This window comes from Streptomyces sp. NBC_00523 (assembly GCF_036346615.1).
Lineage (GTDB): Bacteria > Actinomycetota > Actinomycetes > Streptomycetales > Streptomycetaceae > Streptomyces.
In genome coordinates, this window is sequence record NZ_CP107836.1 from 5760653 (window position 1) to 5782190 (window position 21538).

The 21538-nt window shown below is 73.3% G+C and carries 16 protein-coding genes; 10 read left to right on the forward strand and 6 right to left on the reverse strand.

Features of this window, described 5'->3' with window-relative positions:
- Positions 1–4 precede the first annotated feature (4 nt).
- The 3 genes from OHS17_RS26200 to OHS17_RS26210 are packed head-to-tail and all read right to left on the reverse strand — an operon-like array spanning position 5 to position 3572.
- The gene (locus tag OHS17_RS26200; RefSeq protein ID WP_018105798.1) at positions 5–427 is read right to left on the reverse strand and encodes a DUF742 domain-containing protein; all 423 of its coding nucleotides are present in this window, start codon (positions 425–427) and stop codon (positions 5–7) included.
- Positions 424–861: a roadblock/LC7 domain-containing protein gene (locus OHS17_RS26205; RefSeq protein WP_018105797.1), complete on the reverse strand. Its 438-nt coding sequence runs from the start codon at positions 859–861 to the stop codon at positions 424–426. Before OHS17_RS26205 ends, OHS17_RS26200 begins: the two co-directional genes overlap by 4 nt.
- Entirely contained in the window at positions 858–3572 is a 2715-nt protein-coding gene (locus tag OHS17_RS26210) for a nitrate- and nitrite sensing domain-containing protein (protein ID WP_330314106.1), read from the reverse strand. The genes OHS17_RS26205 and OHS17_RS26210 overlap by 4 nt, the downstream gene beginning before the upstream one ends.
- Before the next feature lie 337 nt (positions 3573–3909).
- On the opposite strand from OHS17_RS26210, the gene OHS17_RS26215 reads away from it, so the two are divergent.
- From OHS17_RS26215 to mnhG, 6 genes are read left to right on the forward strand one after another with little or no spacing between them, the layout of a single operon-like run.
- On the forward strand, positions 3910–6819 hold the full coding sequence (locus OHS17_RS26215; protein WP_330314107.1) for a Na+/H+ antiporter subunit A: 2910 nt from the start codon (positions 3910–3912) through the stop codon (positions 6817–6819).
- Positions 6816–7415: a Na(+)/H(+) antiporter subunit C gene (locus OHS17_RS26220; RefSeq protein ID WP_330314108.1), complete on the forward strand. Its 600-nt coding sequence runs from the start codon at positions 6816–6818 to the stop codon at positions 7413–7415. The genes OHS17_RS26215 and OHS17_RS26220 overlap by 4 nt, the downstream gene beginning before the upstream one ends.
- Positions 7412–9067, forward strand: coding sequence for a Na+/H+ antiporter subunit D (locus OHS17_RS26225; protein WP_330314109.1), 1656 nt, complete (start codon positions 7412–7414; stop codon positions 9065–9067). The genes OHS17_RS26220 and OHS17_RS26225 overlap by 4 nt, the downstream gene beginning before the upstream one ends.
- The gene (locus OHS17_RS26230) at positions 9064–9705 is read left to right on the forward strand and encodes a Na+/H+ antiporter subunit E (RefSeq protein WP_330314110.1); all 642 of its coding nucleotides are present in this window, start codon (positions 9064–9066) and stop codon (positions 9703–9705) included. The genes OHS17_RS26225 and OHS17_RS26230 overlap by 4 nt, the downstream gene beginning before the upstream one ends.
- The gene (locus tag OHS17_RS26235) at positions 9702–10037 is read left to right on the forward strand and encodes an MrpF/PhaF family protein (protein ID WP_330314111.1); all 336 of its coding nucleotides are present in this window, start codon (positions 9702–9704) and stop codon (positions 10035–10037) included. Before OHS17_RS26230 ends, OHS17_RS26235 begins: the two co-directional genes overlap by 4 nt.
- A complete protein-coding gene (gene mnhG, locus OHS17_RS26240; RefSeq protein ID WP_330314112.1) occupies positions 10034–10387 on the forward strand; it encodes a monovalent cation/H(+) antiporter subunit G in 354 nt (117 codons plus the stop codon). Before OHS17_RS26235 ends, mnhG begins: the two co-directional genes overlap by 4 nt.
- Positions 10388–10408: 21 nt before the next feature.
- Here mnhG and OHS17_RS26245 read toward each other — a convergent pair whose 3' ends face one another.
- Positions 10409–11050: a hypothetical protein gene (locus tag OHS17_RS26245; protein WP_330314113.1), complete on the reverse strand. Its 642-nt coding sequence runs from the start codon at positions 11048–11050 to the stop codon at positions 10409–10411.
- A gap of 222 nt (positions 11051–11272) precedes the next feature.
- On the opposite strand from OHS17_RS26245, the gene OHS17_RS26250 reads away from it, so the two are divergent.
- On the forward strand, positions 11273–15277 hold the full coding sequence (locus tag OHS17_RS26250) for a molybdopterin-dependent oxidoreductase (RefSeq protein WP_443066177.1): 4005 nt from the start codon (positions 11273–11275) through the stop codon (positions 15275–15277).
- Positions 15278–15280: 3 nt separating this feature from the next.
- Here the strand turns inward: OHS17_RS26250 and OHS17_RS26255 are convergent, their stop codons facing one another.
- Both OHS17_RS26255 and modA read right to left on the reverse strand, forming a co-directional pair.
- Positions 15281–17191 (reverse strand): ABC transporter permease, encoded by a 1911-nt coding sequence (locus tag OHS17_RS26255; RefSeq protein ID WP_330314115.1) that lies wholly within the window; start codon positions 17189–17191, stop codon positions 15281–15283.
- A 65-nt stretch (positions 17192–17256) separates the two neighbouring features.
- Positions 17257–18075 (reverse strand): molybdate ABC transporter substrate-binding protein, encoded by an 819-nt coding sequence (modA, locus tag OHS17_RS26260; protein ID WP_330314116.1) that lies wholly within the window; start codon positions 18073–18075, stop codon positions 17257–17259.
- A gap of 279 nt (positions 18076–18354) precedes the next feature.
- Here modA and OHS17_RS26265 point away from each other — a divergent pair, with 279 nt between their 5' ends.
- From OHS17_RS26265 to cobM, 3 genes are all read left to right on the forward strand, one after another.
- On the forward strand, positions 18355–19413 hold the full coding sequence (locus OHS17_RS26265; RefSeq protein ID WP_330314117.1) for a vWA domain-containing protein: 1059 nt from the start codon (positions 18355–18357) through the stop codon (positions 19411–19413).
- Positions 19414–19561: 148 nt separating this feature from the next.
- A complete protein-coding gene (gene cbiE, locus OHS17_RS26270; RefSeq protein ID WP_443053355.1) occupies positions 19562–20785 on the forward strand; it encodes a precorrin-6y C5,15-methyltransferase (decarboxylating) subunit CbiE in 1224 nt (407 codons plus the stop codon).
- Positions 20782–21531, forward strand: a complete 750-nt coding sequence (cobM, locus tag OHS17_RS26275; protein ID WP_330314119.1) for a precorrin-4 C(11)-methyltransferase — start codon at positions 20782–20784, stop codon at positions 21529–21531. The genes cbiE and cobM overlap by 4 nt, the downstream gene beginning before the upstream one ends.
- The last annotated feature ends 7 nt before the right edge of the window (positions 21532–21538 follow it).

Below are 21538 nucleotides of genomic sequence, written 5' to 3' on the forward strand. Positions count from 1 at the left end.
TGGGTCAGAGTCTCCGGAGTCCGTCGCGAACAGCGGCCAGTACGCCCATGTCGGCGCCGCCGGACGCCCGGGCCACCGAGAGCGGGGCCCGGGCGGTCAGAAGGCCGGTGGCGACCAGGTCCGCCAGCAGGATCTTGGTCACCGAGACCGGCAGGTCGAGGTCCGAGGCGACCTCGGCGACCGCCGCGGGCCGGCGGCAGCGCTCCAGGATCAGCCGGTGTTCCGGCTGGAGCCGGCCCGGGCGGGCCGCCGCGCCGTGCTCGTCCCGCGGATCGTGCGCGGTGGTGAGCACGGTGATGAGGGTGAGGTCGTCCCGGTCGGGAGCCGTCCGGCCGCGGGTGATGGTGTACGGGCGCACCATCGTTCCCGCGGCGTCCTCGCCGTCGTCCTCGAATTCCCCCTGCCCGTACGGCCAGTGGCCGGTCACGCCCGCGGCCTGTCCCCGGCGCCGAAGGCGTCGAAGTCGTCCCGCGCCGGGGTGCTGAGCTTCTGGCCGACCTGGAGGACGAGGTTGTGCATGGCGAGCGACATGATCTCGGCGTCCACCTCCTGGGAGGCGATGACGGCCAGGTGGGTGCCCTGGCCCGCCGAGATGATGAAGAGCCAGAGGTCCGCCAGCTCCACGATCACCTGGTGGACGCCGCCGCCGTTGAAGAGCTGGCCCACCCCCCGGGCCAGGCTCTGCTGGCCGGTGCAGATCGCGGCGAGCCGCTCGGCGTCGGGCCGCTCGATGGTGCGCGAGTGGCTCACCACCAGCCCGTCGTCCGAGAGCAGGACGGCGTTGATGGTCTCGGCCACCGAGTCGACCAGACCGTCGAGGAGCCAGTCGAGGTCCTGGCGGGTGGCGGTAGTGCGTGTCATGTCCGTTCTTCTCTCGTGAGGTCGGGCCGCGTCGGCGGCTCGTCGGTGGCGCGGGCGGCACGGGAGCGGCGCTGGAATGCTCCGATGGCCGCACCCGCGCGGTGCGGGGCGGTCCGGGGCGGCGGGTCCTCGGCCCTGACCTCCGGCCGGGCCGCGGCGGCCGGCGCGGCCGGGTCGACCCGCAGCTCGTCGGCGAGGCTGGCCTGGCGCACCCGGCGCGGCAACGGCGGCTCCCCGAGGGGCGCCCCGGGCGGCGCGACCGGAAGGCCCGGCCCCGGCCCCGGCGCGGGCTGCGGAAGCGGCGCGGGCTGCATGGCCTGCGCGGGCGGCCCGGCGTGCATGGGTTGCCCGTTGTGTACGGCCGGTTCCGGCTGCGGGGGCAGGGACACCGGGAAGCCGTCCGCGTCCAGCTCGCCCGTCAGATACGTGTCCGGGTAGGGCTGCTGCGGAGCGCCGTACGGCTCCGAGGGCTCCGGGTACGCCTGCTGCGGGACCGGGTACTGCCCCTCGGCGGTCATGTAGGGCTGCCCGGCCTCCGCGTACCCGCCGTGGTGCGCCGCCTCGTCCTGCCGTGCGGCGGCGCCCCCGAACACGTCGTCCCGCTGCCCGTACGCGTGCCCGTCCGCGTCGGCGTACGGAGCCTCGGGCTCGGGTGCGGGCGCCTCCGGTGCGTGCAGGGTGGTGACCCCGGCGAGGGCCCTGCCCCGGCCCCGGCTGGGCAGCGCGTCGCTGTCCCGGAGCGGGGCGGCGGCCTGGGCGGGCTCCTCCGGCTCCGGCGCGGGGACGGCCACCGGACCGGCGTGCGGGCCGGGGACGGTGAGCGCGTCCGGGACCAGCACGACGACGCGGGTGCCGCCGAACGCCGACTGGCGGAACTCCACCCGCAGCCCGTGCTGGGCGGCGAGGCGTGCGATCACGTACAGACCGAGGCGGATGTCGTCGGCGTGGGCCAGCACGTCCATCCGGGGCGGCCGGCTCATCAGCTCGTTGGCCGCCGCGAGCTGGTCCTCCTCCATGCCGAGCCCGCGGTCCTCGACCTCGATGGCCAGGCCGCGGCTCACCTGGGCGGCCCTGACCTCGACGGGGCTGGGCGGCCGGGAGAAGGTGAGGGCGTTCTCGATCAGCTCCGCCAGCACATGGGAGACCGGGCCCACGGCCCGCGCCGCGAGCCACGGCGAGCCGTCCAGGTCCAGCACCACGCGCTGGTAGTCCTGCACCTCGCCCTGTGCGGAGCGCATGACGTCCAGCAGCGGTACGGGCTTGCGCCAGCGCCGGTGCGGGGAGCCGCCCGCGAGGATGACCAGGTTCTCCTCGTACCGCCTCAGGCGAGCCGTGAGGTGGTCGAGGTCGAAGAGGCCGTCCAGCACCTCCGGGTCCTCGTGCCTGCGCTCCAGCTCGTCCAGCTTCTTCAGCTGCTGGCCGATGAGCTGCTGGGTGCGGCGGGCGATGCGCTGGAGCAGCCGCTCGAAGCCCCGGTGCTGGTCGGCCTGGTCGACGGCGGCGCGCAGGGCGCTGGTGCGGGCCAGGTCGAGCGCGTGGCCGAGTTGGGACAGCTCGTCCTTCGCGCCGGGATCGCCGCCGTCCCCGATCGCCCGGGCCTCGGCTTCGACGTCGATGCGCTCGCCCCTGCCGAGCCGTTCGACCACGTCGGGCAGCGCCTTCTCCAGCTCCTCGGCCCGCTCCTGGAGCCGGCTGATCCGGCGGCGCAGGTTGCGGGAGAGCCGCCAGGTGAACCAGATGACCGCGACGACGGCGGCGAGGCCGACGACCGTGGTCAGGACGACCTTGATGAGGAGGGAGATGACACTGTCCTTGCCCTCCGCGACCACCACGTCGGTGCGGGCCTCCATCAGCTCGACCAGCTGGGGCGTGAGCTCGTCCATCGCGCCGCGCCAGTCCGCCTCCTTCGCGCCGAGGGAGACGGAGCCGGAGGAGTCCGGGCCGGCCGGGCGCAGCACCTGGGCCTCCACCCGGGTCTTCGCCTTCCAGGCGGTACTGCCGAAGACCTGCTGCCACTTGGCCTTCTCGTCAGCCGGGAGATAGGGGACGACCTTGGACGTGTACTGGAACGACTGGGCGGAGACGGCCTGCCGGACCTCCTGGAGGTCCGCGGCGCTCAGCTCGCCCTTCTTCCAGCCCCGGGCGAGCAGGGCGTCCGAGCGGGAGATCATCTCCTTGGCCCAGAACATGTCCACCAACGGCTGCGAGATGGTGGTCATCCGGCCGTTGTCGACATGGCTGAGCGATGTGAAGAGCTTCAGGTCGACGGCGATCAGGTCCGTGTAGTAGCGGTACACGGCCTTCTGCTGGTCGTCGTCGCCCTCGTCCACCAGCGCGCGCTGCGCCGGGAGTTGGGTGATCGCCGTGCGGGCCTCGCGGACCGCGTCGCGTACCTCGCCGGGGGCGTCGTCGGTGTCGGTGTCCGACAGCGACTGGAAGCTGGTGATCGCCTTGTCGGTCAGCTTGCGCTGCTCGCGCAGGGCGTCGGCGGCGCCTCCCTTGCGGGCCAGCACCTCGGCGCTGAGCCGCCGCTCCTCCTGGAGGTTGTAGTACACGATGTTGGACGGCTGGCCGGCCTTCTGGGCCAACTGCCCTTGGGCCGCTTGCTTCTGGAAGTCGAGCAGAGTCTGACCACTGGTGACGGCCCAGAGGGCGGCCAGGGCAACACCGGGGACGACGGCCAGTACGAGCAGGGCCGTCCGCAGCGCCATTGTGGTCGAGCTGCTCCGCCGTGACGCGCGCGTGCGCAGGGCATGCTCCTTGACGTGGTACCGACCTCACGGTCGGTCAAATCCGTTGAGAACCAGGACGGATAGATAGTAGTCACAGTGCAAAAAAGAACTGTAAGTGGGATCACATGTTCAACATCTGGCACGCACATGATCACCACGAAGCGGCGAAGCCCCCTGTGTTGTGACCGGCCGCCCGGGGTGCGGCGGGTCGGACGGGTGAAGCGGCGCCGGGGATATATCTGTATTTAGTGCCCTCTGTCCGTTCGGTAACCCCGCACACCCCGACGCCCGCCGCCGCACCCCGCAGCCCCGCCGTATGACCGCGCTCATCGTCGCCCACTTCGTCCTCGCGGCCTTCGCGCGCCCGCTGGTGCGACGGCTGGGCGCGCGCGCCTTCCTCGTCCTCGCGCTGCCGCCCGCCGCCACCACCTGCTGGGCGTTCACCCAGTGGGAGACGGCCGCCTCCGGCTCCTCGGTGAACTGGTCCTGGGCCTGGATGCCCGACTACGGCGTCTCCGTGGACCTGCGCCTCGACGCGCTCGCCGAACTCATGGTGCTGCTCGCGTCCGGCGTCGGCACGCTCGTCCTGCTGTACTGCGCCTCCTACTTCAGCGACACGACCCCCCGGCTGGCCGGGTTCGCCGGGAACCTCCTCGCGTTCGCCGGCGCGATGCTCGCCCTCGTCCTCAGCGACGACCTGATCTCCCTCTACGTCTTCTGGGAGCTCACCACCGTCTTCTCGTACCTGCTCATCGGATACGACAGCGAGCAGCGCCACAGCAGACGCTCCGCGCTCCAGGCGCTGACCGTCACCACGCTCGGCGGCCTCGCCATGCTGGTCGGCTTCCTGATCGTCGGTCAGGAGGCCGGGACCTACCGCATCTCCGAGATCCTCGCCGACCCGCCCCCGGCGACCACCGCCGTCGAGGTCGCCGTCCTGCTCATCCTGTGCGGGGCCCTGTCCAAGTCGGCCGTCTGGCCGTTCAGCCTCTGGCTGCCCAACGCCATGGCCGCGCCCACCCCCGTCAGCGCCTATCTGCACGCCGCCGCGATGGTCAAGGCGGGGGTCTATCTGGTCGCCCGGCTCGCCCCGGCCTTCGCCGACGTGCCCGGCTGGCGGCCCGTCGTGATCATCTTCGGCGCCGCGACGATGCTCCTCGGCGGCTGGCGGGCCCTCAGGCTGAACGACCTCAAGATCGTCCTGGCGTACGGGACCGTCAGCCAGCTCGGCTTCCTCACCCTCCTCGCGGGCGTCGGCAACCGTGACGCCGCGCTGGCCGCCGCCGTCATGATCCTCGGCCACGCCCTCTTCAAGGCCCCGCTCTTCCTCGTCACCGGCATCGTGGACCACGCCGCCGGCACCCGTGACCTGCGCAAGCTCTCCGGCGTCGGACGCGCCCTGCCCCACGTGTGCGCCGTCGCCGTGCTCGCCGCCCTCTCCATGGCCGCCCTGCCCCCGATGCTCGGCTTCGCCGCGAAGGAGTCGGCGTTCGAGGCGCTGCTGCACGGCGACACGGCGGACCGCTGGGCGCTCGGCATCACGGTCGCGGGCTCGGCGCTCACCGTCGCGTACACCGCCCGGTTCATCTGGGGCGGCTTCTTCCGCAAACCCGGGGTCGCCGACACCCCCGTGCACCGGGTCGGCCCGGCCTTCCTCGCCGCGCCCGCCGCGCTCGCCCTCTGCGGGCTCGTGCTCGGCCCCGGCATCGGCTGGACCGACCGGCTGCTCAGCGCCTACGCCGACGCGTTCCCGGCCCCCGCCCACCCGTACCACCTCGCGCTCTGGCACGGCTGGGGCACCGCCCTCCTCCTCTCCGCCGCGGCCACCGCGGGCGGTGCCGTCCTCTTCGCCGCGCGCGACCGGGTCGCCCGGCTGTCCCGGCGCATCGCCTGGCCCACCGCCGACGGCGTCTTCGGCCAGCTGCTCCTGGGCCTGGAACGGCTCTCCCTCCAGGCCACCGGCTTCGTCCAGCGCGGCTCCCTCTCCGTGTACCTCGCGACGACCCTGCTGGTGATGCTCGCCGGACAGCTCTCCGTGTTCGTCGTGGACCGGCCCTGGCAGGGCGCGTCCGCGCCCCGGCTCTGGGACGTCCCGCTCCAGGGCGCCGTCGCCGCCCTGACCTGCGCGGCGGCCCTCCTCTGCCTCACCGTCAGACGCCGCATGAAGGCCGTGGTGCTGGCCGGACTGACCGGCTACGGGACCGCCCTGCTGTTCGTCGTCCAGGGCGGCCCGGACCTGGCGCTCACCCAGTTCTGCGTGGAAACCGTGTCGATGATCGTGTTCGTGCTGGTCCTGCGGCGGATGCCGGTGCACTTCCAGGAGTCGGTGAGCCCCTGGCGGCGGGCCGTGCGCATCCCGGTCGCCCTGGCCGCCGCCGCGACGCTCGGCGTGGTCGTCTGGGTCGCCGCCGCCGCGCGCACCGCGTCCCCGGCGGGCGCCGCCATGGTCGAGGAGACCGCGCACCACGGCCTCAAGGACGTCGTCGCCACGATCCTCGTCGACCTCCGCGCCTGGGACACCATGGGGGAGTCCGCCGTGCTCGCCGCCGCCGCGATCGGCGTCACCAGCCTCATCTACCTGCACCGCCGCGCCGAGGGGGCGGCCGCGCCCGCCGAAGTACGCGGACACACCGCCTGGTCGGTGACCAACGAGCCGCTGACCGGGGTGCCCCAGGGCGACGAGGGGGCACCCGAGCGCGGCTGGCTGGCGGCCGGCTCCACGCTGGCGCCCGAGCACCGGTCCGTGGTCTTCGAGGTGGTGGCCCGGCTGCTGTTCCACCCGATCCTGGTGCTCTCGGTCTACCTGCTGTTCTGCGCCGAGAACATGCCGGGCGGCGGCTTCGTCGGCGGCCTCGTCGCGGGCCTCGCCCTGATCACCCGTTACCTCGCGGGCGGCCGCTTCGAACTCGCCGAGGCCGCGCCCCTGCAACCCGGCCTCTTCACCGGGCTCGGCCTGTTCCTCTCCACCGGGGTCGCCCTGATCGGCCTCTCGGACGGAACGGTCCTGCACGCCTGGACGTACCACGGCCACCTGCCGCTCATCGGCGCCTACGAGTTCGGCACCCCGGTCATCTTCGACTGCGGGGTCTACCTGCTGGTCCTCGGCGTCGTCCTCGACATCGTGCGGGCCCTCGGCGCCAAGATCGACCGGCAGATCGAGCGCGCCGCCGCCGAGAAGGCCGCCGCCCGCCGGGCCGGACCGGAGACCGGGGAGGCCACCCCGTGACCGTCAGCGCCTCGCTCCTCGCCACCGCCGCGGTCCTCTGCGCGGTCGGCGGCATCCTCATGCTGACCCGGCCCCTCACCCGCATCCTGCTGGGCGCGGTCATCGCCGGCAACGGCATCAACCTGTTCATCCTGTCCGCCACCGGAACGGCCGGCCGCGAACCCCTGCTGTACGGGGTCGACCTCGCCCGGGTCACCGACCCGCTGCCCCAGGCCATCGCGCTCACCGCGATCGTCATCACCCTGGCCACCACCGCGTTCCTGCTCGCCATGGCCTACCGCGGCCACCAGCTCACCGGCACCGACGAGGTGCACGACGACCTGGAGGACCGCCGCATCGTCCTGCGCGCGGAAGTCCTGGACGAGCGCGACGAACTGCGCGAGCGGTTCCGGGCCGACGGCGACCGCAGCGCCGGGGCCCGCCGCGCCTACCGCGACGAACGCCGCCGCCTCCGGGCCCGGCTGCGCGCCGACCGCGCCCTCCAGGCCCGGGGCCGCGACGCCACCGGTGACCTGTGGCACGACGTCCTCGGCGCGGACCCGGAGGACTACGCCAGGAACCCCGAGGACTCCGACAACCCAGGAGACACCGGATGAACGCCCTCGTCCCCCTGCCGGTGCTGCTGCCGCTCTGCGCGACCGGCCTGAGCCTCGCCTTCGGCACCCGGCTCAAACAGATCCAGCGCCTCATCAGCGTCGCCGTGCTCACCGCCGTCCTCGGCCTCTCGATCGCCCTGATGATCGCCGCCGACACGGACGGGCCGCTCTCCGTGCACCTCGGGGACTTCGCGCCGCCGCTCGGCATCACCCTGGTCGCCGACCGGCTCTCCGGGCTGATGCTGACGGTCTCCTCCGCCGTCACCCTGTGCGTCCTCGTCTACTCCCTGGGCCAGGGCATGGCCGACCGGGACGAGGAGACGCCCGTCGCCGTTTTCCACCCCGCGTACCTGATCCTGGTCGCCGGGGTCTCCTGCACCTTCCTCGCCGGTGACCTGGTCAACCTCTACGTCGGCTTCGAGATCATGCTCGTCGCGAGCTTCGTCCTGCTGACCCTGGGCGGCACCGGTCCACGCATCCGGGCGGGCTCCACGTACGTGATCATCTCGCTGTTCTCCTCGATGCTCTTCCTGACCGCCATCGCCATGACCTACGCGGCGACCGGCACCGCCAACTTCGCCCAGCTCGCCGAACGCCTGGGCGCGCTCCCGCTGGGCGTCCAGACCCTCATCCAGGCCATGCTGCTCACGGTCTTCGCGATCAAGGCGGCCGTCTTCCCGCTCGCCGCCTGGCTGCCGGACTCCTATCCGACCGCGCCCGCCCCCGTCACCGCCGTCTTCGCCGGACTGCTCACCAAGGTCGGCGTCTACTGCATGCTGCGCACCGAGACCCTGCTCTTCCCCGGCAACCGGCTCGGCGACCTGCTGATGGCGGCGGCCCTCGCCTCGATGATCGTCGGCATCCTGGGGGCCGTCGCACAGACCGACCTCAAGCGGCTGCTCTCCTTCACCCTCATCAGCCACATCGGCTACATGGTCTTCGGCATCGGCCTCGCCACCCGGGGGGCGTACGGCGGCGCGATCGTCTACGTCGTCCACCACATCACCGTCCAGACCACGCTGTTCCTGGTCGCCGGGCTCATCGAACGCCGGACCGGCACCACCGAACTCACCCGGATCGGCGGCATCGCCCGGGCCGCCCCCGCCCTCGCCGTCCTCTTCTTCGTGCCCGCGATGAACCTCGCCGGCATCCCGCCGCTGTCCGGCTTCATCGGCAAGCTGGGCCTCATGCGCGCCGGTGTCGCCGACGGCGGGGTGTGGGCCTGGATCCTCGTCGTCGGGGCGACCGTGACCAGCCTGCTCACGCTGTACGTGATGGCCAAGGTCTGGAACCTCGCCTTCTGGCGGGCCGCGCCCCCGGGCCAGGCCGCCGCCGGCACGGTCCTGGAGTCCGACGACGACAGCGACGACGACGATGCCGACGAGGGCCCCGACCGGATCGCGGGCACCGGCGACGAGGGCGTCCGCGTCCGCCACCAGCCCGCCGGGCTCGCCGTCGCCGCCACGCTCCACGGCCACGCCGTCACCACCACCAGCGTGCTGCCCCGGCCGATGACCTGGGCGACCGCCGCAGCGGTCGGACTCGGGCTCGCCTTCACCGTGTTCGCCGGGCCGCTCACCTCGTACACCGACCGCGCCGCCGCCGAACTCCTCGCCCGCACGCCGTACACCCAGGAGGTGCTGGGCCGGTGAAACGCCTCGTCACCTTCTCCTTCCGGAACAGGGAACTTCCGCCGTTCAGCGCCGCGTTCGGCGCCCGGGGCCGCCGGGTGCTCGACCTGCCGCTGATCGCCTGGCTCACCGTCATCTGGGTGCTGCTCTGGTCCAGCCTCAACTGGGCGAACCTGCTCACCGGGGCCGCGGTCGCGATCGTCGTCTGCCTGGCCTTCCCGCTGCCCAAGGTCGACCTGGGGCTGCGCCTGCACCCCTGGGGCATCCTGCGGCTCGCCGGCTATCTGCTGTACGACATGTACACCTCCGGCATGAAGGTCACCCGGCAGATCCACGGCGGGCAGCCGCGCCGGGCGGCCGTCGTCGCCGTACCGCTGCGCTGCCGCTCCGACCTGATGCTCACCGCGACCGCCGTCGGAGTGTCCAACGTTCCCGACAGTTCGGTCGTGGAGGTGCGCCGCGCCACCGCCACCGTCTTCGTGCACGTCCTCGACGGCCGGCCGGCCGAACTGGCGGCGGCCAAGAGGTCCGTATGGCGCATGGAGGAGCTGATGGTACGGGCCTTCGGCACGCGCGACGAGATCGAGCGGGTCGCCGCGCCGCCGCCGGACCGGCCGAACACCGGCGAGCGGCCGGGAGACCAGGAGGAGGGCACATGAGCGCGCCGGAAACCGTGGACCGGGTCCTGCTCGTAGCAGCCGTCGTCGTGACCGTCGTCGCCGGAGCGCTGCTGCTCGCGCGCATCTGGCGCGGCCCCTCGATGCTCGACCGGGCCATCGCGCTCGACGTCTGCGCCGCGCTCATCATCGCCGGGCTCGGCGCCAAGTCGGCGTTCGCCCGCGACCCCTTCTACTTCCCGATCATGCTGGTCCTGGCCTTCCTCGGCTTCACCGGCTCGGTCGGCATCGCGCGCTTCATCGCCGTACGCGACCGGCCGCCGGGCCATCCGCACGGGGAGCGGGCCCGGAACGGCGGGGAGGAAAAGCCATGAGCGTCTGGCTCCAGATCCTGGACACGGCGGGCGCGGCGCTGGTGCTGACCGGCGCCGCGATCTGCCTGCTCGGCGTCATCGGCATGCTGAGACTGCCGGACGTCCTCTCCCGCAGCCACGCCGCGACCAAACCGCAGGCGCTCGGCATGCTCATCGTGCTCGCCGGGGTCGCCCTGCGGCTGCGCAGCGGCATGGACCTGGCGACGCTGGCGCTGATCGGCTTCTTCCAGCTGATGACCGGCCCGGTTGCCGCCCACCTCGTCGCCCGCTCGGCGTACCGGACGGGCCAGGTCGACCACACGGAACTGCTCTTCGACGACCTGGACCAGCAGCTCACCGAGGAGACGTAGCGGGCGGGCGTCTGCCGCCGTTCAGTCCGTGAGGAACGCGCCCTCGCGGCAGGGGCGGCAGACGAAGACGTAGCCCAGCTGACCACCGAGGTTCATCGCGGCCTCCCGGGTGATCCCCTCCTCCAGATGGGCCGCGAACTCCATCGCGACCGAGCAGGAGGGACACGCGGGCACCCGGTCGTCCTCCAGATAGGAGGGACTGCCTCCGAGCGAGCCGAGGACCTCCCGCTGCTTCCCGAACCGTTCTCCGGGCTCCCGCCGCCACCCCGCCCGGCCGAGGTCGTACGCGTCGGGCTCGGCGTCCTCGTCGCAGTCCTCCGGGTCGACCGTCACGACCTGGGTGCGGATGGCCGAGACCACCGGCAGGACCGTCACCCCGGTCTCCGGCACGGCGACCGGCCGCAGCCCCTCCCGGGGGAACAGATGGACCCGGTTGGCGCCGGACCCGGCCGCCCAGAACTCACACATGCCGGGGTCGTTCTGGCACACGAACACCGACAGGACGCCGTCCTCGACGGGAAGGTGCGCGAAGAACCGCAACGGCCCGCCGCAGCCGCACACGGGCCAGGTGAAACCCGCCGGAGCCAGTGGCACACCACCGGTGCGCGGGACGTCGGAGCAGGCCGCCGCGGTGCCGTCGTGGATCATCAGGTTGGGCTGCATGGAGAGAGGCTACGGGCGGCTCTTCTCACACCCGGGGCCCGCCCGCTGTGCGACGAGCGTTACCGCCCATGATCGGCCGGTGCCACACCGGCGTAACGGCGCTTTCCTACCGTCGGGGCACGATCCGATTCACGGAAGGTCTCCCCGGTGCCCCCACAGAGCTCGTCGGCCGACGCCACTCAGGTCCGTACGGTCTGCTCGTACTGCGGGGTGGGCTGCGGCATGGTCCTCGACATCGCGGCCGGGCCCGACGGGCGGCGTACGGTCCGCAAGGCGTCGGGCGACAAGGCGCACCCCGCCAACGCGGGGCGGCTCTGCACCAAGGGCGCGACCACCGCCGACATGCTCGCCGCGCCCGGCCGGCTGACCACCGCGCTGGTGCGGCCGGAGCGCGGCGCGGAGCCCGTACCGGTGGGTGTGGACGAGGCGGTCGCGTCCACGGCGCGGCGGCTGCGGGCGGTCATCGACACGCACGGACCGGACGCCGTCGCGTTCTACGTGTCCGGGCAGATGAGCCTGGAGGCGCAGTACCTCGCGAACAAGCTGGCCAAGGGGTTCGTCCGCACCAACCGCGTCGAGTCCAACTCGCGGCTGTGCATGGCGAGCGCGGGCAGCGGCTACAAGCTGTCGCTCGGCGCCGACGGGCCGCCCGGCTCCTACGACGACCTGGACCGCGCGGACGTCTTCCTCGTCATCGGCTCCAACATGGCCGACTGCCACCCGATTCTCTTCCTGCGCCTCCTGGACCGCGTCAAGGCGGGCGCCAAGCTCATCGTCGTGGACCCCCGGCGCACCGCCACCGCCGACAAGGCCGACCTCTTCCTGCGCGTCAGGCCGGGCACCGACCTGGCCCTCCTCAACGGCCTCCTGCACCTGCTCCACGCGAACGGGCACACCGACCCCGCGTTCATCGCCGCGCACACCGAGGGCTGGGAGGAGATGCCGGAGTTCCTCGCCGACTACCCGCCCGCCACCGTCGCGGAGATCACCGGAATCCCGGAGGACGACCTCCGGCAGGCCGCCCGGTGGATCGGGGAGGCGGGGGAGTGGACCAGCTGCTGGACGATGGGGCTCAACCAGTCCACGCACGGCACCTGGAACACCAACGCGCTGATCAACCTCCACCTCGCGACCGGCGCGATCTGCCGCCCCGGCAGCGGCCCTCTCTCGCTCACCGGCCAGCCCAACGCCATGGGCGGCCGCGAGATGGGCTACATGGGCCCGGGGCTCCCCGGGCAGCGGTCACTCCTGGACGACGAGGACCGGGCCTTCACCGAAGAGCTGTGGGGTCTGGCCCCCGGCAGTCTGCGCAAGGACGAGTGCGGCCGGGGAACGGTCGAGATGTTCGAGCGGATGGCGGCCGGTGACATCAAGGCGTGCTGGATCATCTGCACCAACCCCGTCGCCTCCGTCGCCAACCGCCGCACCGTCATCGAGGCCCTGGAGGCCGCCGAACTCGTCATCACCCAGGACGTGTTCGCCGACACCGAGACCAACGCCTACGCCGACGTCGTGCTGCCCGGCGCCCTGTGGAGCGAGGCGGAGGGCGTCCTCGTCAACAGCGAACGCAACCTCACCCTCGCCCGCCCCGCCGTCGAGCCGCCCGGCGAAGCCCTCGCGGACTGGCGGATCATCGCCCGCATCGCCTGCGCCCTGGGCTACGAGGACGCCTTCACGTACGACAGCGCCGAGGAGGTCTTCGAGGAGATCAAGCGCGCCGCGAACCCGCGCACCGGCTACGACCTCCGGGGCGTGACGTACGAAAGGCTGCGCACCGCCCCCGTCCAGTGGCCCGCGCCCACCGCCGACGGGCCCGACCGCAACCCCATCCGCTATCTCGCCCCGGACGGCGGCGGACCGGTCTTCCCGACCCCGGCCGGACGCGCCCGCTTCTTCGGCCGCCCCCACATCCCGCCGGCCGAGATGCCCGACGACGACTACCCGCTCCTGCTCAACACCGGCCGCGTCCAACACCAGTGGCACACCCTCACCAAGACGGGCAAGGTCGCCAAGCTCAACCGGCTCAACCCCGGACCGTTCGTGGAGGTGCACCCCGAGGACGCGGCCCGCCTCGGGCTCGCGGAGGGCGACTCGGTGGAGGTCGAGTCCCGGCGCGGGCGCGCCGTGCTGCCCGCCGTGGTCACCGACCGCGTGGCGCCCGGCTGCTGCTTCGCGCCCTTCCACTGGAACGACCTGTTCGGCGAATACCTCAGCGTCAACGCGGTGACCGGCGACGCGGTGGACCCGGTCTCCTACCAGCCGGAGTTCAAGGTGTGCGCGGTGACCCTGACGAAGGTGGCGGCCGCCCCTGCCCCTGTTCCGGCTCCGGCGCCGGTGCCGCTGCCGGTGGAGGCGCCCGCGCAGGCGCCCGCCGCCGTCTTCGGCCTGGAGACCACCCCGCCCCCGGTCCTCGCCGAGCACGAGCGCCAGTACCTGGTCGGCTTCCTGGCCGGGCTGCCCCTGGGCGCCCCCGGCGTCCCCGTGCTCCCGCCCGGCGCGCCCTTCAGCGCCGAGCACGCGCGCTGGGTCAACGGCGTCCTGGCCGGGATGTACTCGCGCACCGGACCGCCCGCCGAGGACTCCGCGCCCGTCCCCGCCGCCGAGGCCCCCGGCCGCGAGGTCGTCGTGCTGTGGGCCTCGCAGACCGGCAACGCCGAGGAGTTCGCCGTCGCCACCGCCGACCGGCTCACCGCCACGGGCCTGCGCACCCGGCTCCTCGGCATGGACGAGGCGGACCCGCGCGCCCTGCCGCCCGCCGCCGACCTCCTCCTGATCACCAGCACCTTCGGGGACGGCGACGCGCCCGACAACGGCTCCGGGTTCTGGGAGGCCCTGACGGCCGCCGACCTCCCGCCCCTGGACGGCAGGCGGTTCGCCGTCCTGGCCTTCGGCGACTCCTCGTACGACGACTTCTGCGGGCACGGGCGGCGGCTCGACAGCCGACTGGACGAGCTCGGGGCCGTCCGCCTCGCCCCGCGCACCGACTGCGAACCCGACTACGAACCCTCCGCGCTGAGCTGGCTCGACCAGGTCCTCGCCGGGCTCACCGCCCCGCCCGCCGAACCGGCCCCCGCGCCCCCGCCCGCCCCCGCCCCGGTCCGCGCCCCGAAGCCCGCGCCCGTCACCGCGCGGCTGGCCGGCAACCGGCTGCTCGGGCTGCCCGGCTCCGGCAAGGAGGTCCGCCGCTTCACCTTCGACACCAGCGGCACAGGGACCGCCCTCGACTACGCGGCCGGGGACGCGCTCGGCATCCATGCCGCCAACCACCCGGACCTGGTGGCCGAATGGCTCTCCGTCACCGGCCTCGACGCCGACGCCGAGATCGAGGTCTCCGGCCTCGGCGGCCTGCGACTGGGCGACGCGCTCCTCACCCGGCTGGACATCACCCGCCTCACCCCCGCCCTCCTCGGCTTCGTCACCGAACGCACCGGCGACCGGGACCTGAAGAAGATGCTGCGGCCCGACAACAAGGGCGAACTGGCCCGTTGGTCCTGGGGCCGCCAGGCCGTCGACGTCCTCGCCGAATACCCGGTCAAGGCCACCCCCGAGGAGTGGGCCGCCCTCCTCAAACCCCTGCAACCACGCCTGTACTCGATATCGTCCAGCCCGCTCACCGACCCCGACCGCCTCTCCCTGACGGTCTCCGTCGTCCGCTACGAGAACACCCACGGCCGCCCCCGCTCCGGGGTCTGCTCGCCGTTCCTCGCGGACGCCGCCCCCGACACCCGCGTCCCGGTCTTCGTCCGCCGCGCCCCGCACTTCCGGCCACCGGCCCGCCCCGACGCACCGATGGTCATGGTCGGCCCCGGGACCGGGGTCGCCCCCTTCATCGGCTTCCTGGAGGAGCGCCGCGCCCGCCGCGACCCGGGCCCCAACTGGCTGTTCTTCGGGGAGCAGCACCGGGCCACCGACTTCTTCTACGAGGAGGAGCTGACGTCCTTCCTCGCCGACGGCACCCTCACCCGCCTGGACACCGCCTTCTCCCGCGACCAGCGCGCCAAGGTCTACGTACAGGACCGGATGCGCGAGCACGGCGCCAAGCTGTGGACCTGGCTGCGCGACGGCGCCCACTTCTACGTGTGCGGCGACGCGGCCCGGATGGCCAAGGACGTCGACCGGGCGCTGCGGGACATCGCCGTCGCGCACGGCGGGCTCGACCCGGAGGCCGCCGCCCTGTACGTGAAGCAGCTCGCCGCCGACAAGCGGTACGTGCGCGACGTCTACTGAGGGTCAGAGGGCCACGAGCGTCACTTCGGTGGCCTTGACGCTGGTCCACACCCGCGCCCCGTCCGCGAGGGACAGCTCGGCCGCCGCCTGCGGGGTGATCTCGGCGACCAGGTCCGGCGCCTGTTCCGACCCCACCAGCACCCGCAGCCGGCTTCCGCCCGCCGTGATCTCGCGCACCGTCCCCGGCCACACGTTGCGCGGGCTCCCGGCCGGCTTCTCGCGGTGCACGGAGACGGCCTCGGGCGCGATGACCGCGAGCGCGGGCACCCCGGCCGGCAGCGGGTCGGCCGCGACGAGACGACCGCCGCCCGCGGGCTCCAGGCCGTCGGCGGTGGCGGTGCCGGGCCAGGCGTTGCGGCCGAGCATCCGGGCGACCCAGGGGGAGCGCGGATGCCGGGTGACGTCGGCGGGCGGGGCGTCCTGGAGCGTGCGGCCGTCCTCCAGGACGAGGACGCGGTCGGCGAGCGCGACGGCCTCCACGGGGTCGTGCGTGACGAGGAGGCAGACGCCGCCGAACCCGTCGAGATGGCGGCGCAGGGTGTGCCGGACCTGGGACCGGGTCGTCTGGTCGAGCGCGGCGAGCGGTTCGTCGAGGAGCAGCAGGCGCGGACGGGCGGCCAGCGCGCGGGCCAGCGCGACGCGCTGCGCCTGGCCGCCGGAGACCTGGGCGGGGCGGCGCGAGGCCAGATGCCCGACCCCGAGCCGGTCCAGCCACTCCTGCGCGGCGCGGCGGGCCTCGGCGCGCGGTACGCCCCGGGCGCGCAGCCCGTACGCGGTGTTGGCGAGGGTGCTGAGGTGCGGGAACAGCGCGCCGTCCTGCGGGACCCAGGCGACGCCCCGGCGGTGGGCGGGCAGGGTGGTCACGTCGGTGTCGCCCAGCAGGAGCCGGGCGTGGGCGCGCGGGGTGAGGCCGAGCAGGGCGCGCAGCAGGGTCGTCTTGCCGGCGCCGTTCGGGCCGACGACGGCGATGGTGGTCCCGGCCTCCGCGTCGAGGGTCAGCTCGTTGAAGCCGGTGACCTCGGCGTGCAGCGGCCAGCTCTCCCGTACGTCCTTCGGGGCGGGAACGGCGGGCACGTCGGTCACGGGTTCGTCGTCCGCGGCGACCTCCCGCCGCGTCCGCTCCGGCGGCGTCCCCGTCCACCGCCCCCGCAGCGCCAGCAGCACCGCCATCGCGATGACGAGCAGCAGCAGCGACACCGAGGTCGCCGCCTCCGGGCTGTTCTGGAGCAGCAGGTAGACCTGAAGCGGCAGGGTCTGCGTGGTGCCGGGGAGGTTGCCCGCGAAGGTGATGGTCGCCCCGAACTCGCCGAGCGCCCGCGCCCAGGTCAGCGCCGCGCCCGCGGCGAGACCGGGCGCCACCATCGGCAGGGTGACCGTGAAGAACACCCGTACCGGCGAAGCCCCCAGGGAGGCCGCGGTCTCCTCGTAACGGGGGCGCAGCCCGCCCAGCGCGCCCTCCAGGCTGATCACCAGGAACGGCATGGCGACGAAGGCCGCCGCGAGCACCGCGCCCGAGGTGTGGAACGGCAGCGTGATCCCGAACCAGTCCTCCAGCCACGGCCCCAGCAGCCCCCGGCGGCCGAAGCCGAGCAGCAGGGCGACGCCGCCGACCGTGGGCGGCAGCACCATCGGCAGCAGCACCAGCGAGCGGACGAAGACCTTGCCGGGGAAGTCGACCCGGGCGAGCAGCCAGGCCAGCGGCACCCCCAGGACGAGCGAGAGGGCCAGCGCCCAGCCGGAGACGATCAGCGACAGCGTCAGCGCCTGGGTGGTGCCCTCACTGGTGAGGTGGGCGCCGAGCTCGCCCCACGAGGTCCGGGCCAGGATGCCGGCCAGCGGCAGCAGCAGGAACGCGACGGCCAGGAGCGCGGGCAGGGCCAGCACGACCGGCGCGCGGCCGCGGGGACGGTTCATCGGGATCCCTGGAGACGGAGAAACGGAGGGCCCGGCCCCGTGCCGGAGCCGGGCCCTCGCTTACGTTACGGCTGCTGGAAGCCCGCGTCGGCCAGGATCTTCTGCGCCTCGGGCGTCGACAGCCACTTCACGAACGCCTCGGCCGCCGCGCTGTGCTTGCTCGCCTTCAGCGTCGCCGCCGGGTACGAGGCGACCGCGTTCTGCTCGTCCGGGATGTCGACCGAGTCGACCTTGCCTGCGGCGGCGGAGACGTCCGTCTTGTAGACGAGCCCGGCGTCCGCCTCGCCCAGCTGGACCTTGCTGAGCACCGCGCGCACGTTGGGCTCCTGCGAGACCGGCTTCACAGTGATCTTCTGGGCGTCCAGGATCTGCTTGCTGTACCGGCCCACCGGCACCTCGGGCGCGGCCAGGACCACCTTCAGCTTGGTGTCGGCCAGGTCCTTGAGGTTCTCGACCTTCTCCGGGTTGCCCTTGCCGGTGGCGATGACGAGACGGTTCTTCGCGATGACCGTGGGCGTCCCGGTGTCCGACTTCAGGCCGTCCATCGTCTTCGTGTCCGCGGTGACCAGCGCGTCGGCGGGGGCGCCCTGCTTGACCTGAGCGGCCAGCTCCTGCGACCCGGCGAAGGAGAACGTCACCTTCGCCCCCGGGTGCTCCTTCTCGTACGCCGCACCCGCCTCCTTGAACACATCGGTGAGGGAGGCGGCGGCGAGGACGGTCAGATCGGCGGCGGGCGCGCCGGAGGCGGACGCGGAGGCGCTGGAGCCGGTGGACGCGTCCTTCGTGTCGTCGTCGCTGCCGCACGCGGTCAGGGGCGTGAGCAGGCCCACGACGACGAGAGCCGCCGCGGCGCGTCGACGGGTGAGGGCGGGGGTGAAGGACATGAGAGCGGGGCTCCTTGGGAAAGCGTGAGGCCGATGCCGCCGGCCGGTGAGCGGACCACCCGGTGACGGAAGACAGCATGTGCCAAAGAATAGGTGTCGTGGGGTGGCATTTACATATGTCCATGCGAAAACACATGGCAGATGCGCATATGCCTGGAGGAAGGTCCGAGCCGTGCGCGGGGGTCGGCGGGGCGCGGGCGATCCGGCGCCGGGCTCCGTTGTCAGTGCCCCCGCCTACGGTGAGGACGTCGCTTGGGGAGCCTCGCAGAAGGAGCAGCAGTGCCTGCCAACAAGATCCAGCACAAGGTGAATCACGTCGCGCTCGTCGTGGACTGCTCGGGCTCCATGCGCCCGCACCAGGGACAGCTCGTGCGCGTAGTGGACGAGTTCGTGGCCGGTCTGAAGGCCGAGTCGGACAGCCTCGGGCACGAGACCCGGATCAGCCTCTACTCCTTCGACCACCGGGTGGAGAACCTGGTCTGGGACATGGACGTGAAGCACCTGCCCTCCATGCGGGGCCTGTACCACGTGAACAACGGCGCGACGGCCCTCATCGAGGCCTCCCTGAAGTCCCTGGACGACCTGGGCCACATCTGGGAGGAGTACGGCGAGCACAGCTTCCTCCAGATCGTGGTGACGGACGGCGAGGAGAACGCCTCCGGCGGCGACCGCAGGCACGACGGGGACATGACGATCCTCGGCCCCTGGCTCGACCGCATCTCGGCGAAGATGGGCGCCCTCCCGGGCCACTGGACGTCGGCGATCCTCGTCCCCAACTCCCTGGCCAAGCGCACCGCCCAGAACTACGGCTTCCCGGCCGGGAACATCGCGATCTGGGACGCCGACTCGAAGGAGGGCGTCGAGGAGGCGATCGGCACCGTCCGCGCCGCCGCCACCAGCTTCCTGCGGGGCCGCGAGCAGGGCGTGCGCGGCACGAAGAACCTCTTCGCGGTCGGCCAGGACATATCCGTGGACGACGTCCGGGCCAGTCTCGAACCGGTCCCGGCCGACAAGTACCGGCTCCTGAAGGTCGACAAGGAGGTCGAGATCCGCTCCTTCGTGGACTCGCACCCGGGCGTCACCTACGAGCGCGGCTCCTGCTACTACCAGTTGGGCGCCCGCGTCCAGGTGCAGCCCGACAAGGAGGTCATCGTCGTCGAGAAGGACACCGACCGCGCCTACTCGGGCGACGCGGCCCGCAATCTGCTGTTCGGCTCGGGCGTCCGGGGAACGGTGTCCGTGAAGGCGGGGAACAATCCCGACCTGGAGGTGTACGTGCAGAGCCGCTCGGTCAACCGGAAGCTCAAGCCGAAGACCCGCCTGCTGATCATGCTCTGACGGCGCCGGCCCCTCGGGGGGACGCCTCCGGAGCCGGGTGCCCGGGACCCGTCCGGAACCGGCCAGTAGAGTTCGGGAGCGTCAGCCCCCGAAACCCGAGGTACCGTCCGTGACCCCCCAGCCCTCCGAGCACCCGCTCCCACCTGCAGTGACCGTGGTCGGGATCGGAGCCGACGGATGGGCGGGCCTGCCCGAGGCGGCCCGCGCGGAGCTGGCGGCCGCCCAGGTCCTCATCGGCGCCGGACGCCAGCTGGACCTGCTCCCGCCCCGGTGCGCGGGCACCCGGGTGCCCTGGCCCTCGCCCCTGCGCCCCGCCGTCCCCGGCCTGCTCGCCGCGCACGAGGGTAGCCGCATCGCCGTCCTGGCCAGCGGCGACCCGATGTTCTACGGGATCGGCAGGGCCCTCACCGAGGTCCTCGGCCCGGACCGGCTGCACGTCCTGCCGCACCCCTCGTCCGTCTCCTACGCCTGCGCCCGGATCGGCTGGCCGCTGGAGGACACCGAGGTCGTCACCCTCGTCGGCCGCCCGGCAGCCCGGCTCGCCGCCGCCCTCCACGAAGGGCGCCGGATCCTCGTCCTCAGCGCCGACGCCACCACCCCGGCCACCGTCGCCGCACTGCTGCGCGACCACGGCTTCGGGCCCAGCCGCATGCGGGTCCTGGAACAGCTCGGCGGCGAGGACGAGGCGTGCGCCGAGGGCACGGCGGACGGCTGGGACCATCCGGCGGGGGACCCGCTCAACGTCGTCGCCGTCGAGTGCCGGACCGCGCCGGGGGCGCTGCGCCTCGGCGCCGTACCGGGCCTGCCGGACGAGGCGTACGCGCACGACGGGCAACTGACCAAGCGTCACATCCGGGCCGTCACCCTCGGCGTGCTCGCGCCCGCCCCCGGTGAACTCCTCTGGGACATCGGCGGCGGCTCCGGCTCCATCGCGATCGAGTGGATGCGCGTCCACCCCTCCTGCCGGGCCGTCACCGTCGAACGCGACCCCGTCCGCGCCGCGCGCATCGCGGAGAACGCCGACCGGCTCGGCGTGCCCGGCCTCCGCGTCGTCACCGGCCGCGCGCCCGACTGCCTGGACCGACTGCCCACCCCGGACGCCGTGTTCATCGGCGGCGGCCTCACCGCGCCCGGCCTTCTCGACACCTGCCTCGCCGCGCTCCCGCCCGGCGGCCGGCTGGTCGCCAACACGGTCACGCTGGAATCCGAGGCGCTGCTCGCCGCCCGGCACAAGGAGCACGGCGGGGAGCTGACGCGCCTCGCCGTGTCGCACGCCGTGCCCGTCGGCACGTTCACCGGCTGGCGCCAGGCCATGCCCGTCACCCAGTGGTCCGTACGCAAGGCCACGCAACTCCCTGGAGACGACAGATGACCGTGTACTTCATCGGCGCGGGCCCCGGCGCCGCCGACCTGATCACGGTGCGCGGCGCCCGCATGCTCGCCGCCTGCCAGGTGTGCCTGTACGCGGGCAGCCTGGTGCCCCGCGAACTCCTGGCCGAGTGCCCGGACGACGCCCGCCTGGTGGACACCGCGCAGCTCGACATCGACGCGATCACCGCCGAACTCGTCGCCGCGCACCGGGCCGGCCACGACGTGGCGCGGCTGCACTCCGGCGACCCCTCGGTGTTCAGCGCGGTCAACGAGCAGATGCGCCGCCTGGACGAGGCGGGCGTGCCGTACGAAGTGGTCCCGGGCGTGCCCGCGTTCGCGGCCGCGGCGGCCGCCCTCAAGCGCGAGCTGACCGTGCCGACCGTGGGCCAGACCGTCATCCTGACCCGCATCGCCCAGCGGGCCACCGCCATGCCCGAGGGCGAGGACCTGGCGACGCTCGGCCGCAGCGGCGCCCTGATTGTCCTGCACCTGGCCGCCCGTTACGTGGACCGCGTCGTCGAGGAGTTGCTGCCGCACTACGGGGCGGACTGCCCGGCCGCCGTCGTCGCGATGGCGTCACGCCCCGACGAACTCGTCCTGCGCGGCACCCTGGACGACATCGCCGCACAGGTGAAGGACGCGGGGGTCATCCGTACCGCCGTGATCATGGTCGGCCGCACCCTGGGCGCCGAGCAGTTCCACGACAGCCACCTCTACTCCCCGGCCCGCGACCGCCACACCTGCTGAGCCCCGC

What these genes read in the sequence shown, in the direction of transcription:
- OHS17_RS26205 (WP_018105797.1), bottom strand. Translation starts at nt 861, where the DNA reads ATGACACGCACTACCGCCACCCGCCAGGACCTCGACTGGCTCCTCGAC.
- OHS17_RS26235 (WP_330314111.1), top strand. Translation starts at nt 9,702, where the DNA reads ATGAGCGCGCCGGAAACCGTGGACCGGGTCCTGCTCGTAGCAGCCGTC.
- OHS17_RS26210 (WP_330314106.1), bottom strand. Translation starts at nt 3,572, where the DNA reads ATGGCGCTGCGGACGGCCCTGCTCGTACTGGCCGTCGTCCCCGGTGTT.
- OHS17_RS26215 (WP_330314107.1), top strand. Translation starts at nt 3,910, where the DNA reads ATGACCGCGCTCATCGTCGCCCACTTCGTCCTCGCGGCCTTCGCGCGC.
- cobM (WP_330314119.1), top strand. Translation starts at nt 20,782, where the DNA reads ATGACCGTGTACTTCATCGGCGCGGGCCCCGGCGCCGCCGACCTGATC.
- OHS17_RS26225 (WP_330314109.1), top strand. Translation starts at nt 7,412, where the DNA reads ATGAACGCCCTCGTCCCCCTGCCGGTGCTGCTGCCGCTCTGCGCGACC.
- OHS17_RS26255 (WP_330314115.1), bottom strand. Translation starts at nt 17,191, where the DNA reads ATGAACCGTCCCCGCGGCCGCGCGCCGGTCGTGCTGGCCCTGCCCGCG.
- mnhG (WP_330314112.1), top strand. Translation starts at nt 10,034, where the DNA reads ATGAGCGTCTGGCTCCAGATCCTGGACACGGCGGGCGCGGCGCTGGTG.
- OHS17_RS26245 (WP_330314113.1), bottom strand. Translation starts at nt 11,050, where the DNA reads ATGCAGCCCAACCTGATGATCCACGACGGCACCGCGGCGGCCTGCTCC.
- OHS17_RS26250 (WP_443066177.1), top strand. Translation starts at nt 11,273, where the DNA reads ATGGTCCTCGACATCGCGGCCGGGCCCGACGGGCGGCGTACGGTCCGC.
- modA (WP_330314116.1), bottom strand. Translation starts at nt 18,075, where the DNA reads ATGTCCTTCACCCCCGCCCTCACCCGTCGACGCGCCGCGGCGGCTCTC.